14 protein-coding genes are annotated in these 16,362 nt (G+C 54.6%); 4 read left to right on the plus strand and 10 right to left on the minus strand.

Translation table 11 applies throughout. From position 1 onward, the window contains the following. Window positions 1-673: 673 nt before the first annotated feature. Window positions 674-2,335: a methyl-accepting chemotaxis protein gene (locus FD744_RS24535; protein WP_160869900.1), complete on the minus strand. Its 1,662-nt coding sequence runs from the start codon at window positions 2,333-2,335 to the stop codon at window positions 674-676. Window positions 2,336-2,790: 455 nt separating this feature from the next. On the opposite strand from FD744_RS24535, the gene FD744_RS24540 reads away from it, so the two are divergent. The 3 genes from FD744_RS24540 (at window position 2,791) to FD744_RS24550 (ending at window position 4,177) form a co-directional block, all read left to right on the plus strand. Then, the gene (locus tag FD744_RS24540) at window positions 2,791-3,033 is read left to right on the plus strand and encodes a DUF2767 family protein (protein WP_064511375.1); all 243 of its coding nucleotides are present in this window, start codon (window positions 2,791-2,793) and stop codon (window positions 3,031-3,033) included. A gap of 103 nt (window positions 3,034-3,136) precedes the next feature. Then, complete coding sequence (locus FD744_RS24545) at window positions 3,137-3,739, plus strand: DUF2913 family protein (RefSeq protein WP_160869902.1); 603 nt, start codon at window positions 3,137-3,139, stop codon at window positions 3,737-3,739. A gap of 204 nt (window positions 3,740-3,943) precedes the next feature. Then, entirely contained in the window at window positions 3,944-4,177 is a 234-nt protein-coding gene (locus FD744_RS24550) for a KTSC domain-containing protein (protein ID WP_160869904.1), read from the plus strand. A gap of 1,163 nt (window positions 4,178-5,340) precedes the next feature. Here FD744_RS24550 and FD744_RS24555 read toward each other — a convergent pair. From FD744_RS24555 to FD744_RS24585, 7 genes are all read right to left on the minus strand, one after another. Continuing rightward, complete coding sequence (locus tag FD744_RS24555) at window positions 5,341-6,657, minus strand: PAS domain-containing methyl-accepting chemotaxis protein (protein ID WP_237449458.1); 1,317 nt, start codon at window positions 6,655-6,657, stop codon at window positions 5,341-5,343. Window positions 6,658-7,487: 830 nt separating this feature from the next. Beyond that, window positions 7,488-8,234: a (2Fe-2S)-binding protein gene (locus FD744_RS24560; protein WP_160869906.1), complete on the minus strand. Its 747-nt coding sequence runs from the start codon at window positions 8,232-8,234 to the stop codon at window positions 7,488-7,490. After that, window positions 8,221-9,015 (minus strand): ABC transporter ATP-binding protein, encoded by a 795-nt coding sequence (locus FD744_RS24565; RefSeq protein ID WP_160869908.1) that lies wholly within the window; start codon window positions 9,013-9,015, stop codon window positions 8,221-8,223. The genes FD744_RS24560 and FD744_RS24565 overlap by 14 nt, the downstream gene beginning before the upstream one ends. Window positions 9,016-9,030: 15 nt before the next feature. After that, window positions 9,031-10,062: an iron ABC transporter permease gene (locus tag FD744_RS24570; protein WP_160869910.1), complete on the minus strand. Its 1,032-nt coding sequence runs from the start codon at window positions 10,060-10,062 to the stop codon at window positions 9,031-9,033. Next, window positions 10,055-11,038, minus strand: coding sequence for an iron ABC transporter permease (locus FD744_RS24575; protein ID WP_160869912.1), 984 nt, complete (start codon window positions 11,036-11,038; stop codon window positions 10,055-10,057). Before FD744_RS24575 ends, FD744_RS24570 begins: the two co-directional genes overlap by 8 nt. After that, on the minus strand, window positions 11,035-11,943 hold the full coding sequence (locus FD744_RS24580) for an ABC transporter substrate-binding protein (protein ID WP_160869914.1): 909 nt from the start codon (window positions 11,941-11,943) through the stop codon (window positions 11,035-11,037). Before FD744_RS24580 ends, FD744_RS24575 begins: the two co-directional genes overlap by 4 nt. Before the next feature lie 37 nt (window positions 11,944-11,980). After that, window positions 11,981-14,071, minus strand: a complete 2,091-nt coding sequence (locus FD744_RS24585) for a TonB-dependent receptor (RefSeq protein ID WP_237449459.1) — start codon at window positions 14,069-14,071, stop codon at window positions 11,981-11,983. Between the two features lie 1,128 nt (window positions 14,072-15,199). On the opposite strand from FD744_RS24585, the gene FD744_RS24590 reads away from it, so the two are divergent. Continuing rightward, window positions 15,200-15,514, plus strand: a complete 315-nt coding sequence (locus FD744_RS24590) for a hypothetical protein (RefSeq protein WP_160869916.1) — start codon at window positions 15,200-15,202, stop codon at window positions 15,512-15,514. A gap of 130 nt (window positions 15,515-15,644) precedes the next feature. Here the strand turns inward: FD744_RS24590 and FD744_RS26010 are convergent, their stop codons facing one another. Then, on the minus strand, window positions 15,645-15,854 hold the full coding sequence (locus FD744_RS26010) for an Rrf2 family transcriptional regulator (protein WP_160869924.1): 210 nt from the start codon (window positions 15,852-15,854) through the stop codon (window positions 15,645-15,647). Between the two features lie 298 nt (window positions 15,855-16,152). Then, window positions 16,153-16,362 (minus strand): IS3 family transposase (locus tag FD744_RS24600; RefSeq protein ID WP_160869918.1); only part of this gene is annotated, 210 nt, incomplete at its 5' end.

The following is a 16,362-nucleotide window of genomic DNA, read 5'->3' on the forward strand; positions in this document are numbered from 1 at the left end:
CGGCGGCCGGAATGGTGGACCTCGCGGCGCTGATGTCCGAGCTGGAGGAGGCCGAACAGGACGTGGAGCGATATGAAAAACAGTAAGCATCACAGAGGACCGGGCTAAAGTTTTTCAGCGGATAGCCGATAGCATGAAGGTGGTTAATCCGATGGCCACACTCCACGACACGAGTAAGTCCGTTTATCTCATTGATGTTTTCAGGGGCTGACCCGCCCCTGTTTTTTTAACGTCTGTTCAGCCTGCCTGCGCTCTGTCTTCAGTAATGAATATCTCTCCCGTACCCTGAATTTCCACCCTATCTGACCCAAATTTCTTCTGAACGCTAAGTTCTGCTCTTCTGTGTTACCTGTACGGCGGACATTACGATCAGCTTCGTGGGAAAGGGTTCAGAATCCGGGCGCTGGCGGTCCCGTACAGGAATTAACTTTGCAGGCAGCGTAATAAAAAAATGGCTTCCAGGAGGAAGCCATCAGCACAATCAGTCGCAGTATCAGATGTGTACCCTGATGAGGCACATTAAAGTTATCGGCACCTTACTCCGAAACCTGAGCGCAACCGGCATCTCTTATAAACCTGCCAGGCAACACGCTTTTGATAAGCAGGTCCCGGCGAGGGTTTAGGAACACCAGTAACCTCCGCCCCCTCAGTCAAAGAAAACGTAAATTCTGCCTCAGAAGCTCTTCCAGTTATCATCCCCCACTGCCGCAACGGCAGGGGAGGGCCGTAATAAAGCAGCCCTCCGTACCGGCCTGACAGCCTGAGCGTCCAGAGTGCCTGTCTGGCCCGAGTCCGGAACCAGCGTAAAGTTACTCACCAGCTTGTTCAGTGCCGCCGCCTGTTCCATCAGCGAACGTGACGCGGCCGAAGCTTCTTCAACCAGCGCAGCATTCTGTTGTGTTACGTCATCCATTTGATTCACGGCAATATGGACCTGCCCGATACCCTGAGACTGTTCACTGCCGGCAACGGATATCTCATCGACAAGGTCGGCGACCTGCCGCACGGCGTCGTTCATGCGGGACATATTTTCTCCTACACCCTCAGCCTGCGTCGATCCGGCTTCGACAAAACCCATGGATGACTCAATCAGCCCCTTGATTTCACGGGCGGAGGAGGATGAACGTTGCGCGAGGTTACGAACTTCTCCCGCTACCACCGCGAAGCCGCGGCCCTGCTCTCCGGCACGCGCGGCCTCGACGGCTGCGTTCAGGGCCAGAATGTTGGTCTGAAATGCAATGCCTTCAATCAGCCCGATAATATCCGTGATTTTTGCAGAGCTCCCTCTGATGTCACCCATTGTATCCAGAAGCGTGCGTACCCGCCCGGCGCTGTCCTCTGAAATGTCCCGGGCATTCTTCGCCAGCTGGCTGGCAAGCTGAGTGTTTTCAGCGGTCTGACGCACGGTCTCACTCAGTTCTGACATGCTTGCCGCCGTCTGCTCCAGCGAGGCGGCCTGCTCCTCGGTTCGTGAAGAGAGGTCTTCATTACCGGCTGCTATCTGCGCAGAAGCCGTGCTGACCGACTGTGCAGAGGCCTCCACCTTCGTCAGCGAGGCTGAGACGTTTTCCATAAGATGATTAAACGCTTTTGCGGTCAGGCCGATTTCATCCCGGCGCGACTCGTCCACCCTGAGCGTCAGGTCAAGCCGCTGGCTGGCGTTTTCCATAGTCTGCCGCATGCCGTTGAGTTGCCCGCGGATACCGAAAACCGTTTTGAGCGCAAAGAAGGCCAGAATAGCAATGGCCAGTGCGGAACCCCCTATTAAGCTCCAGACTGTCACCTGATAAGTCCGGTCATTTTCCTGACGTAGGGTGCTGCCGATGTCCACGTTAAGTTTGAGCTGTTTCTGGTAGCCTGCAATCAACTGGCGGGCGGCTTCGCCAATGCCGTTATTGCTCTGGAGCGCCCCCAGTGCAATGGCGTCATTCTGTGCGCGTGAGCCAGCAAGAAATTCCGGAAGCGAGGATTCAACCTGTTTGATGGTGGAGAACGCTCTCTCTGTCAACTGCCGGTCCTCCTCGCTCGATATGTCATTATTCAGGTAATAGTTGTTCAGTGATTTAATATTACTTATAGCTTCATCGATTTTCTTTTCGACTTCAGCCTGTCGCCGCGGATCTGTTGCGCTCTGGTGGCGGTAGAGCCAGATAATGAGGGAATTACTGCTGTCTACCAGTTTTCCCAGATCCAGCAATGAAGCAACGGTATTTTCCTGTACATACTGAAAGCGGGACTGAAATCCGCCGGCAACCATGACGGCCACGATGACCATCGCGACCAGCGAGGCAGAGAGAAGTGAAAAGGTAAGCAACAATCGCTGTGTAATCGTCATCTGTAATTCCTGCCATTGTAAGTGACTGATAATTTATGAAATCTGAAAATAATAAAAACTTTCAGCATATTTATCGGCAGAAAAGCAGGAAACGTTATTTCAAATTAAGCGGACCCGCGTCGCACGGGTATCGCGTTTTCCCCATTGACCAGCCACCACCGTCCGGACTGGATAGACGGAGCTGCAGGGGCAGATAAATGGATGCGGTGACGATGGTAAGTGTCGCTGCAGAGCAAGAGGCCTGCTGCTTCTTTTAACTCCGACCTTTTGACTGATAAGCTGCTGACAGGCCGCTAAAGCGGCATTCACAGCACAGGCTTAGCACTGCTCGTCCGTCTGAATATCGGCTTCAGTAGCCTGCTGACCGCCGCTACAATTTTCAGTAAGCTGATAATAGCAGGCTCTGCCTACGCCAGTATGCTCATATGCATCAGATTCAAACGGAAGAAACGCGGATGAAAGACTCAGAAGATGAACTGACAGAATCCCTCTACTGGGAGGCTTGCCGGATTACCGGCATGATTTGCCTGAATCTGGCCGACCGGGGCCAGCAGACCGATCGTAATCGATTGATCCGGGAGCTGGTCACGCTCGTAAAAGCCAGCGAAAAGGAAAATGAAGTCTGTCATCCCTCGCTGATTTTCGCGATTGAACAGCTTCGGGGCGACGACCCGGATGAAGTCAGACTTCACAGCTGAATCGGGTGCAGACTCAACAGACTACTCCGGGCAGGGATGATGTCATAAGATACCGCATTTCAGTGCCAGTTTTTAATGTGGTTCTGCATGAAGGACGCCTCTTATGGATAACGACAATCTGAACGTCAGTCACCTGGCCTGGTGCGGGCTGATTGCACTGCACACTGCCCGCCGCGACGGGGTCGCGACCTCCCCCGCGCAGGATAACCTGTTTCTGACCCGCTGGCTGGCTACCGCCGAGAAGCAGCGGCGTTTTCCCCGGGAGCTTGCCAGCGACATCAGCTGGCTGCTGAAAGAAGGGCGGGTGAAGGGACTGCGTGCCGACCTGTCCGGCAAGCTCGACTATCTGTGGCGCGCCGGCAACGGCAACCTGCAGGGGCAGAACGACCTGTTCCGGCTGCAGCACGCCCTGCACGCGATGAAACTGACCGGATGGATTTACATGGTGCTGGCAGAGAGTGAATGGCGCGGCCGCCGGCAGCTTCGCCTGAGCCCTTCGGTATCGGGCATTTACCTGAACCGTCACGCGCTCGACGCCGGCTTTGAAGAGCACGGCCGCCAGCGCATCCCCCTGCCCGCGCGCATCACCGGCGAGCTGCCCGCGCTCGATAAACTGCTGCAGCGGTCGGGCTGGCGCCGGGAGACGGCCAGAAGTGCGGATGAACATCTGCACCTCCTCCTCGCGGACGGATTCCGGGCAGCCTGAGGCCGGAACAGCAATGGTCACGGACGTTACAGGCTACAGTGAACCTCCACGCCGGCTCAGGTTTAAGGGCGGGCGGCCGATAACTCCCGCGTAAGCAGAATAAAAAATCGTTTGTTTTCATACCCTGAACGGGGAGCCGCCCGGCGGCACCCCACTTTTTTTGACGGCGTCCACGTGCGCGATCGCCAGGACAGGAACCACAGCATGAACAGGCATGAAGTCACGTCTCAGCTGTTTCGCAGCGCGGGCTACGATCCGACCACCGGCGTGCTGGAGCTGGAGTACCGGGACGGCGCGTGCCGGCGCTGGCTCGCGGTGCCGGCAAAGGTGTATCAGGCGTTCTGCGCGGCTGCGGACGCTGACGCATTTTTCAGTAGCAGCATCGAGGGCCGCTACCTTTCCCTGCGGGGCAGCCTCAGCCTGCGGCGCGGCGTCTGACGCCATCATCTGCGCGTACGCATCATAATCTTCAGCGGCCTGCTGCCGCGCGGTTACTATTATCCCGACTGGCCACGCGCCGGCCGCGGCCACTCCGTTCAGTCAGGTGGCCGTTTCCCCTCGGAAAGTAGCGTTTCAGCCATTACTGATTCGGGCATCCGGGAATAACGAGTACGGATGCTCCCGGATAACATAAGGAAAATTACGTCACGAAAAATGGATTTCACCCACAGCTGCTGGAAGATGCGGCAGCCTGATTTTCCTGGACGCTGGTATCCCGTGACGGGTTTGAGCTCACACATTAAAAATGTTTTACAGACCCGCGGACAGTCACTCCTTAACCATCCTGAGCGGAAAATCATTTTCCGGCGCTATCCGCTCGGGGAGATGCCAGCATCTGCGTTCAGCGCCTTCTGTAGCGCTGTTGCTGAACACGCGCACGCCCGGGCTGTCCGGGAAGAAAATCTCACCGGCATGATTCACAGCGAGGACCGCTTTAGCTGGAGGACGTCTTCCGCCGCCGGTATTCACTGCGGCACATCTTGATTCTCCTGTTACGGTCGAGGGTGACAGCTTTTCCAGGTGCGGTTCTCTCTGCCTGCGTGCTCCTCTGCCCGCGGTCGTGTTTGCCGAATTACCGCCACCTGAGGGGGTCCTGCGGATTGCGGACATCCGCGCCCTGGGTTTCAGCATGCCGCTCTGGTTGTCACCTCAGACAGTCAGTCGGGTTGAATCCCGCCTGTGGCTTCTGACGGGGATGTTTTTTATCCCCGTATATCCGGAGCTGACAGACCGGCACTGGAAAAAAGTCATACCCAACGGCGTCTGTGCCAGAGAACGGATAATAATGGAGAAGGACGGGGAGGCCGTGAGCCTCGATTTCCACTGGCAAAGTCGCACGCACTGAAACCTTTAAAAGAGTAAATTCCGGTGCTGCCGAGAGCATGTGTGTCAGCGGGAAAGTGCAGCAGAACTTAGGGGGAGCATGATAAAACGTGTTATATACCCGTTCTGCAAAAGCATGGTCAGGCTACCCCCCAGATATCTGATGCAGAGCCCGTAACCGGCACCGGCAGCATATCGGACCAGATGAACATAAGGCCGCCCCAGGGGTTTCTGGCTCCTCCACACCGCTAAACCTTCCCTTTATATCAGTCAGCCCATCAGGCATGTCCCTCTTTCACTGAATGTGCCACATCCCTGACGGCTTTCTCCACGCCTTCTGAGTTTATTTGAATACTGGCAATGACCTCACCTGCCTCGCGCATGAGCGCCACGCCGTCCTTTGTGTTTGCCATACTGCCCTCTATACCACAGAGTACTTTTTTGGCCAGCAGGTTGTTATCCACCACGACCCGTTCGATTTCTTCAGTGGCAGCACTGACGCTTGCTGCAAGGTTGCGGACTTCTGCGGCGACAACGGCAAAGCTTCTGCCTGAGGCACCCGCCCTGGCTGCTTCAATAGCGGCATTCAGGGCAATCAGCCTTGTCTGCATGGCAAAGCTTCGGATTGTTTCGACCATACCGTCAATGCTGTCAGACTGACTGTTGAGTCGGGATATATCCGCTGAAACCGAGCTCATCCCAAGGGCAATCCTGTCTATCATTCTGATGCTGTTCTCGATTACGTCTGCACCTGTCTGGGCACTTCCCCGTGTCTGGACTGCCATATCCCACGCGTGCACGGCGGCATCCTGCTCTTTCTGATTTCGCAGGACCTGACCGGTAACGTCTGAAGCAAATTTCACAATTTTATACAGTTTGCCATCTGCGCTGAATACCGGATTATAGGTGGCACGTAACCAAAGCGGGGCACCACGACTATTCAGTCGTGGGAACTGGCCAGAGAAAAATTCACCCTGATTCAGTTTTTCCCAGAACTGCCGGTACTCATCACTTTTATACAGTGATTCGCTACAAAATAGCCTGTGATGCTGACCGATGACCTCCTCCCGCTGATACCCGGTGGCGCTAAGGAAGTTTTCGTTAACATCAAGTACAAGTCCGGCTGGATCGAACGAGATAACGGCCATAGAGCGGCTGATGGCATTGACGAGTGACTCCAGTTCCAGTGCTGACTGTACGCGCCCGGAAACGTCTGCGGCTATTTTAATGATTTTAAAAACCCTCCCGCGCCTGTCAGCAACGGGAATGTAGCTTGCCTCTAGCCATACGGGACGGTTGCCCTTTGCCAGCCTCATATACTTACCACTGAAGCTCTCACCGTCCGCAAGGCGCTGCCAGAAATGGCGGTATTCAGGTGTACTGATTAGCGAAGGGGCACAAAACATGCTGTGGTGGTGCCCGATTATTTCGTCGGCTCGGTAGCCCATAGTAGTAAGAAAAAGCGGGCTGGCCTTCCGGATTATTCCGGCTGGGGTGAACTCAATAACTGGCATAGCCTGCTCAAGCGCGCCTACAGAAGCGGATAAACGTGAGCGACTTAGGGAAAACAGATTTTTTAACGTATGCAGGCGCATGATATGTTCCGGATTATCCAATGACTGCTTCGGTTATCGGCAAACCGTATGTGGAAATTATGTATTGCTGTGATAGTCACGAGTTACAATTGTTTCGAACTTTAACAAGATTGCTAAACACCTCCTGGAGCTAACTACTGTCTGCTAACCAGATTGTCGGACACCATGAATCTGATGGCGTGCAACATGTAAGTCAGGTCAGCATACCTTCCGTGTGAGAACCTTACAGCTGTCTGAGCAACGGATGCGCTTTTAGCCAGACACGCTCTGCTCGGTGGACCTTCACCGTTTATAGCCCTTCTGCATAGGAATCTTTTCCTGATTGATATCCAACACAACTGCATACCCGTTTTCTATCCGTCCGTATCTGAAGTGACGAAACGCATGTTTCTCCTGACACTGCGAGCCGGTGTGATATGCCAGCATGGGAGAACCTCTTCATAAGCGGGAAAAAACGTGCGTTCATGAACAGAGGTGTCGTCATAACGGAAAACGATGCCTCGCCCTAGCGTGAAGCAATGATACGCCTGCGCGTTCTCAGGCTATGTGCCCGGTGGGCAAGCCGCAATCCGGCGGCCGGAACGATAAATCTGGCGTCACTGATGTCCGAACTGCAGGAGTCCGAACAGGAAGTGGAGCAATGTGATAAATAGTGAACATCCAAGCTTTCCGGGCAGCACCACGGAAGAGAAGGGGTTGTGATTGTGACGTCGCCCAGCCACAGGGGGCATGATTGATATTCATGACAGGCGCCCACGGGTGATTGCCCCTGACGCCGTTCGCGAGTAATTGAGTACCAGCACGTCTCCCACTCGGCTAAAGTCCGGTGCTTATTTTGGCCTGCAGAGCGGGCAGTTGAGGCAGTATTCGACAGGGTCGGTTGCTTTGTAATAGAAACAGCAGGTGCGACGAAAGCGCACAGGCTTTCCCGCCGCGTTTAGCTGGAGAGGTCGGCGAAAGCGTTGCAGCGGGTTCCAGGACAGGCCAAAGAGAGAAGGTGAAGCCTGTCCGATCAACCAGTTAAAATCGGCATCCCTGCGCTCGTTCTGCGTTTCATCGAGCCTGTCCATTCGGCCCTGATAAAGTGAAAAAACCCGCATCGCGGTATTTTCCCAGAGTATCTGTATGGGCAGTCCGCTCACTCCGGCCAGACTTTGCCAGAGCGGAGAAAGAAACCCGCGGAAAAGCGCTGACACGACTTCTTCACGCCAGGCATCTCGCTCACCGGGAAGATAGCATGTCACTAGAGTGTCTGCCGGGAGCGACGATGTCCATAGCCCGTTATCGTGAGCATACTCAAGCCGGCTGCGAGAAAGAGAGAAGGTCAGGCCACTGTCAAACACGCTCATAGCATAGAGCACATTGCCCGTCGCGAGAAATGCCAGACGTTTTGCAAACAGCGAGGCGGCTATGGCCACATCCGGTGCGCCTGTCAGCGGCATCACGAGACGTAAAAAGGCATCGCAATGTTTCGCATTGAGCACATATTCTGCCGGCATACTGCGCGCATCGGCCGCCGCGAGGGGCCTCAAGCGGAAATTCTTCTGCAGAAAGGCATGCTCCTCAGGCGTCAGCATGTAGCGCCCCGGGAAAAGGAATACACAGCGGCGAGCGAAAGAAAGGATCTTCAATAATCCGGCACTGCAGGTTAAACACCTTATTCACCAGCGCTTCAGTCATGATATCCCCCGGCGCACCCTGTGCATAAACCCGTCCGTCGTGTACGGCGACCAGATGGTCGGCGTAGCGGCTGGCCAGATTAAGATCGTGCAGGACCATAACGATGGTTTTACCGTGCGTCTGGTTCAGGCCGCGCAACAGTTCAAGCACCTCAACCTGATGGGCCAGATCAAGATAGGTGGTCGGCTCATCCAGCAGCAACGTATCGGTCGCCTGTGCCAGCGTCATGGCAATCCAGACGCGCTGCCGCTGCCCGCCTGATAAGGCATCCACAGGGCGATGCTGTAATGCATCAGTTCCGGTCAGGCGAAGGGCCTCGTCTACCTGCCTTTCATCTTCCGCTGACCACTGACGTAACCAGCTCTGATACGGGAAGCGTCCCAGGCTAACGAGCTGACGTACGGAAATTCCTTCGGGGGCGACGGGGATCTGCGGCAGGATCGCCAGCCGGCGGGCAACCTGCGCCGTACTGCTGGCATGAATATCCATCCCGTCCAGTATAACGGTTCCCGACTGCGGCCTGAGAAGCCGGGCCATTGCCCGGAGCAGGGTGCTTTTACCACAGCCATTACTCCCGATCAGTACAGAGACTTTCGCCGCGGGCAGTTTGAGATCCAGCGAGTGTATGACCTGCTGCTGTGCATAGCTCACGTTCAGCTTATGAGTGGAAAGAGACACGTTTTCTCCATCAGTTTACGTACGCTGCCGGATAAGCAACGCCAGAAAAAACGGCGCGCCGACCAGCGCAACAAAGATGCCCGCCGGAAGATCTGCAGGCCGGAACAGCGTTCTGGCCAGCAGGTCAGCAGTAACCACCATGACGCCGCCGCAGCAGGCGGTGACAAACGCCTGGCCAAAAATGCCGTGACGTACAATCTGTCTGCCGAGGTGTGGCGCTATCAGGCCAACAAACGCCATGGCGCCCACCATTGCTATCGCGCCGCCGGAAAGTATCACGCAGCCCATCAATAGCAGGGCCCGCATTACAGGCACCCGCACACCCAGCCCCGTGGCAAGGTCGTCGTACAGCAGAAGCGCGCTCAGATAACGCAGCGAAAACAGCCAGAGCAGCAATGCCGCCAGATCGATGGCGAGGAGGTGACGCACCTTTTCCCAGGTCGCCGCATAAACGCTGCCGCTAAGCCATACCCACGCAGAAAAGGTGGTAGTCAGTGGGCTGAAAACCAGGATGAAGGTCACCACCGCACCCGCCATTGCCGAGACGCCGACGCCCGTCAGGATCAGTCGGGCTGGCGTCAGCCCCCTGGGCCCTGAAAGTATGAATACCAGGCCAACCGCGCAGGTGGCGCCAGCCATCGCTGCCACCGGCATCAGCGCGCTACCCCATGAAAAACTGAAAAAAGAAAGCCACAGCAGCGCCCCGACGCTTGCGCCGGTAGTGACGCCGAGCGTGTCCGGAGAAGCCAGCGGATTACGTACCAGCAGCTGCATAACCAGTCCGGCGAGTCCAAGCCCCGCGCCTGAAAGAAGCGCAAGCGCCACGCGGGGTAAACGCAGCTCGTGCAGGATGAAGCTTTGTGAGCTGGCGTCAGGATGTATCAGGAGCCACAGCGCCTGATACAGCGGAAGGGGTACGTCGCCGGCGCTTAATGCAGCAAGCGTCATCAGCAGCGAAGCCAGCAGGCAGAGCAGCATGACCAACGGCAATCGCCCGGCGTAAAGGCGTGAAAACGGGCCGCAGCGTATAACGCGGTTATCAGACATGGTGTCTCCTGCGCTGCGCCAGCACTATAAAAAATGGCGCGCCCATTAGCGCTGTCATGACGCCGACGGGTACTTCCTGCGGTAAAATTATCACGCGCGCCACGATATCCGCCGTCAGCAACAGTAACGCGCCGAGCAATGCGCAGGCCGGTAGCATCAGACGCAGGTCGCTGCCAAACAGCTGGCGGGCGATATGCGGCACTATCAGTCCGACGAAGCCGATGCTACCGGCGAGTGCCACGGCGTTTCCCGCCAGCCCCACGACCAGCAGGCTGGCAAGGAGGCGGACACGGACGATATTTTGCCCAAGGCCGGTGGCAATTTCCTCGCCGGCACGCAGTACATCCATCTGGCCGGCAGACAGGCACGCGACAACAGTCAGCAGCGTTCCGGGAAGCAGCATCGCATAGACATGAGGCAGGTCATGATCCGACAGGCTCCCGGCCAGCCAGAACAGCATCGTATCAAGCGTCTCCTGATCGATAACGAGGATTGCCTGGGTAATGGCATTACACAGCGCGGTTATCGCCACCCCAGCCAGCACCAGCCGGAGTGGATTATCCCGTCCGTTACCTGCCCGGCTGGCGAACCACACCAGCATACTGGCCGCGCACGCCCCGAAAAATGCCAGTAAAAGTGTCTGCCAGGGGATGCTCAGGGAAAGAACGCTACCGGCCAGCACAACTGCCAGCGCCGCGCCCGCATTGACGCCGAACAGCCCGGGCGATGCCACAGGATTGCGAGTCAGCGCCTGCATCAGTCCGCCCGCCACAGCCAGAAAAGCCCCCACACACATGGCCAGCCATGTGCGTGGCAACCGGGATGTGCGAATGATGGCGTCAGCCGCACGGAGGGGATCCGAGTGAAACAAAGCGTCAGCCACCTGCGAAAGCGTGTAAAAGCGCACTCCGATCATGACGCTGAGCACCATCATCAGCGCCAGAAGGGCACAGCAGAACAGAAAGCGTGCTTTCACGATGCCCCCCGGCTCAGCGCCAGCTCTGTGTCAGTGAGGATCTGATTTGCGCCAATAATGCCACCGGACAGACTCCATGGAACGCTGTCAACCGGCCATAACTGCCGTATTCTCACGGCGCTCAGTTGCTGCCAGAGCGGATGCGCAGTCATCACCCGGTACTGACGCAGAATGGCAGGGCTTTCCGCCCGCAGCAGAATGAAAAAGATATCGGCATCCAGCAGCGGCAGGTTCTCCATACTGGAAAAGCGCAACGACGTGCCGTGCGTCTGCGCAGCCTGCCCGTTCCAGTCAAAACCGAGTTCGGACATCACAGATCCAGGAAAGCTTTGCGGAGTGTAGCTGCGGATGTGATCGGGGCGGACTTCAATGACAGATACCCGGGGTCTGGCCTGTGAACCGAACCGTTCTCTCATTAGGGTCTGAAGGGCGACAATGCGTGAATCCCAGCGCTGAAGCAGGTTTCCGGCCTCATTGACCTTTGAGAGTTTTTCTGCGACGACTTTCAGCGTTTTTTTAAATTCATAAACGTCATCGAGCAGCACCACGGGCGAAATCTTTTCCATCAGCGGCGCAACATCCTGATGGCGGAAACGGGAAGCAAAAATGATATCGGGCCTGAGCAGCGCTATTTTTTCAAGCGCCGGCTGGGTTTCCAGGCCTAACTGCGGCACGCCTGAAAACTGGTTTCGCAGGTAACGGTAAACCGGCTTTTCCGCCCAGGATTCAACGATCCCGCAGGGCGTAATGCCCAGCGCCGCTAGGCTGTCGGTGGCACCCTGAAACAGTGAAACAGCACGCTGGGCGGGCCGTTGCACGGCCAGAAGGCCGGGTGACACGCTGCATAACAGCAGCGCCTGCAGCCAGCGCCGGCGAAGAGGCGAAAAGTAAAATTGTTTCTCCATCGTCAGGTTTACCGCCCCGTAAGCGGGGCGGCCATAATCAGAAGTCAAGACTGTAGCCGAGCGTGGCCGTGCGCCCCCTCCCGGCAAAATAGCGGTCAGGGTCAACGGAGGCGCTCTGCGAATAATAAGTGATGTATTTTTTATTCAGCAGGTTGGAAATGCCCAGGCTCAGCTGTCCACGGGGAAGTTTATAACCCACGGCTGCATCTACCAGTGTGTAACCGGAGAAATCCTTTTCCTCATCGTCGAATTTTTTGCTCATAGCCCAGTTGGCCTGCAGGAAGGTACTCAGCTCCGTATTCCAGTTTGCTGACCAGCTGGCGATGAGGCGATCCGGCGCGATATTCAGGCCGTCAAGTTTTGCATCCAGGCTGCCGTTTTCATCGCTGTCGTAACGGCCGCGCATATGAGACCAGGCGAGCGTGAGCTTATGATCCGCATTAGGGCTGTAGCCCGCGCTGACCTCCAGGCCATCGATTTGCGTTTTTTCCCGGCGCGCGACGAATGCGTCATCAACCAGTTCCACGCGGCTTCCGAGCTTTGAAGACGAACGGTAATAGCTTGCTTCAAAATCAAAGGGCGCCTGCTGAATGCGGAAGCCCGCCTCGCTATTTTTGGTGACGATCGGTTTCAGGCCGCTGTATTCATCCAGCCTGACGCCCGGGGTGTCAATGCCCCGTAGCACACGGCCCACGTCAGGCACGGTAAAACCCTCGCTGTAGCTGGCAAACAAGATGATCGGCTCCAGTGGCGTCCAGACGATACCCGCGTTGTACAGCGTCTGATCAAAGGTGGGCGTGCCTCCCTCAACGCTGACGCGATCGTTCGCCCAGGTCGTCTGATAACTGTCAATATTCAGTCGCGCGTATTCATAGCGTACGCCACCGCTGAGCTTTACTGACTCTACCGGGGAATACTCGAGCTGCAGGAACGGGGACAGGTCGGTATAGTTAATTTCAGGTACGTAAGTCCGCCCGGTTGACCATAAATCCTGCTTGGAATTGTCAAAAAGCGTATCAAATCCTACCGTTGCCTTAAGGCGGTCGTCCCAGAAATCATCTTTGGTCAGCGCGATTTTGGTGCCGTATTTGTCGGTAAAGGCGCGGCTCTGATCGTATAAGGTGCCGATGGGCGCAATGGCCGGATCCTGGAAAGAAGAAGAGTTTGTCGCGCCAAACAGCGCTTCGTAGCGCTGATAATAGGCCAGCGCGGTGAGCTTCATGCCCGCCAGATTATAGTTATCGTAGGTGGTACCCACCGTCCAGACATCGTTGTGCGGCGCGCGGCCTTCCGGCCTGCCTTTGGCAGAGGTGGTCAGTATGCCGGCATCGCGATCGCCGGTCACGCTGACATAGTTGTCTTTATTTTTCAGTCGGTAGCGATTAAGACTCAGCTGGATGCGCTGGTCATTATCCAGCCAGTAACCGACCTTCGCCAGCATGTCCCACGCGCGTGAATCCATCAGGTCGCCCTGGGTATTATCCACACCAATCGCACGGTTATCTGCGTCTTTGAACAAGCCCTGATCTTCAAAGCTCAGCGCGAACAGATAATCTACGTATTCCTCGCTGCCGTTAACACTGTAGTTCGTTTTATAGGCCAGCGTATCGTGGTCAAATTCAGCCGTAGGCGTCGTGGCTTCGACGCCGAGGTGCTGATTGACGGTGCCGGGCTTTGCGCGCTTTGTGATGATATTAATCACTCCACCTGTCGCCCCGATCCCGTTGCTCGCATTAGCACCCTTGATGACTTCAATACGCTCAATCATGGACGCGTCAATGGTGTGCATTTCCCGCCCGGTAGGGCGCAGAGGGTTGGATTGTGGAATACCATCAATCATCACCAGCGGCATACGGCCGCGCAACGTTTCACCGCTGCCGGACATTTTCTGTCGCGCAGGGGAAAAAGACGGGAGCAGGTTGCTCAGAATCTGGGATGTGTCAGACGTCAGCTGTCGCTGCTGGCTAATCTCTTTTTCGCCAATCACCCTGATGACCTGAGGAGAATCATTGCGTGAACCTTCGGTACGGGTTGCATCAACGACCAGCTCCTCCTCTGCACTATCACGGGCATAAAGCGGGGATGACGCGAGCAGCGTCAACGCAGCACACAGTGTGGAAACTTTCATACAAATGATCCTCTGCTCTGAACACTTACATTCAGGGTTGATTGGCTTCATTGGTTTATGCGAACAGCAATGAGAATGAATATGATAACGGTTATTAATAACAAATTGTAAGGATAAAGTCAGGAAATGATGTATTTCAATTCTGAATGTGAATGGCACACTCGCTGCGTTAGCTCAAGTGCGCAGGTTGGCTGGCGGGGTGCAGGGATAGGCAGGTGATTAGACCGGTCAGGTCAAAGCGGAAATGGCTTTCAGGAGTGCGGAGTGATTCTGACCGGATAACCCTCAGGGATTTATGATGACGCAAATGGCGCACAGCCTGAAAGGCGTGGAACCATGTAAGATGAGTCTTAAGTAGTCCGCACTGCATCTTGTGAAGTCATCTGAGCCTGCTATCGTGCACCTCACTGGGAAAAATACCGCGGATAATAGAAGAGATGATGGCGATGGCTCCAGGGTTGGAGCAGCCGAAAAGAAGAGTTCGGCATCACCCTGGTCGGTAAAAAAATGGCCGCAACGTAAGCTAGGCGGGAGAGGACAGTGATACTGATCTGTCATCGGATGTGGAAAACGCTGATTGTGTAAGAACCCTCCGTCTAAACACTTACAGATGGCAGGCGTGGTACAAAGCCTCGCAATAGCTGAACGTTTGAAAGTCTGTAATGTGATGGATTGTTACATGGGGAAGCTGGTACAGGTTGGTCTGCAAGCAAAGCGGAAGGCACGGTTTATACAGTCTGTAAGATCGGGCTAAGCCTGACTTGAAAAAAATCCGCCGTATCGGACTACGGCGGCAGATGTCACACACAGGGTTGTCAGCTATTAGTGCTGCTTGTTAGTCATGGAATATGCCCAGAGGCACATTACCAGTGCGGGGTGAATTGTATACCTTTCTAAATATGCTGCCGGGATTTGACGGAAAATTTTGGGAACATTAACAAATACCAGAAATTTCTTAAGTAAATAGCGCACAATTAATACATAACCCATTATAAATAATTAATTATCCGATCTTTCGGTTGATTAAATATCTGCACTACTTGAAGTATAATTGGTCGAAAATTTGTGCAGCAGCTACTAGAATTTTATTCGTTAAGTCAAATTTAAAAGACGAAAACGGAGCGTACGATGCAAGATGACATTGCAGCTGAGTGTGAAATTCAGATAAAACGTTTGGCGGGTATGTATCAGATGGGGGACGGCTACCAGCAAACAAAAGAAGCGATCAACTCAATCCTAACGGACTTCAATCATGGACTGGGGAGAGATGTGTCTTTACGCATCATGGTATGGAGTGATTTACATGCTTCGCTAAAAAATTCCCTGATAATTTCAGCCGACCCTCGCTGGATAGAAGCGATTCGCTATGCGATTTCGCGAGTTAAGTCGTTCAAGCAGAATGCAATGGCATCCCATGCAGCCCGTGTGGCTTCCCATGCCTGAGCCGCAAATGAACAGAATTAATTCACTTTATTTTAGCGAATGGTCATGGCAGGAAAGCAAATAGCCGGATTGCAGCAGTACATCAACAAACAGCGCAAGTGATTAAGTATGACGAGTCACTCCATTATGTTCAGGGCTTAGAAATTTGAGCTGAATCCTGCAAATCTTTAAGCGATACCGAAATGAGAGCCCTGACCACTGGGTACGGTGTGCCCGAGGTACTGAAGGCAGACAATATGTCAGTTACGGTAATGCTGGCGGGATTGCGTGATAAGGCGTAACCGCCATACATGCCGGGCATACTCTTAATCAGGCCTTCATCCCTGAGTACTGCGATCAGACTTTCAAGCTAACTAACAGAAAGTGAAACTTCTGAAATTAAATCTCTGACAGGTATAACTTTCTCCTCACTCAGAGCCATCATGATGTTTAGAGCGTTGTTCTGTTTACTGGTAAGCATCCTTTAGAAGCCCGTTAATTTTCACTTTCAAAAGCATACCACTGTTGTCGGGGACGTTGATCCAAATGGATAGGCATAGCTTAATCCACCGACAAGGACTGACGGTTAACCCAACATCTGGCTTGTCTCTCGATGGGTGCGAAGCGGCTGCCGGTTGCGATGAATCGCCACGGGTAATCTAGACACTTTTGAGCCGTTGATAATATAGGTTTTCATATTCAGCCGGTGGCATCTGCTCGCTCGAACCATGCCGACGCTTAATGTTATAAAACATTTCGATGTAATCAAAAATATCGCTTCTGGCTTCGTCTCTCGTTCCGTAGATCTTTTTCTTAATCCGTTCGCGTTTCAGTAGCTGGAAAAAGCTTTCCGCAACCGCGTTGTCATG

The organism is Pantoea sp. Taur, from assembly GCF_009830025.1.
Taxonomy (GTDB): Bacteria; Pseudomonadota; Gammaproteobacteria; order Enterobacterales; family Enterobacteriaceae; genus Pantoea; species Pantoea communis.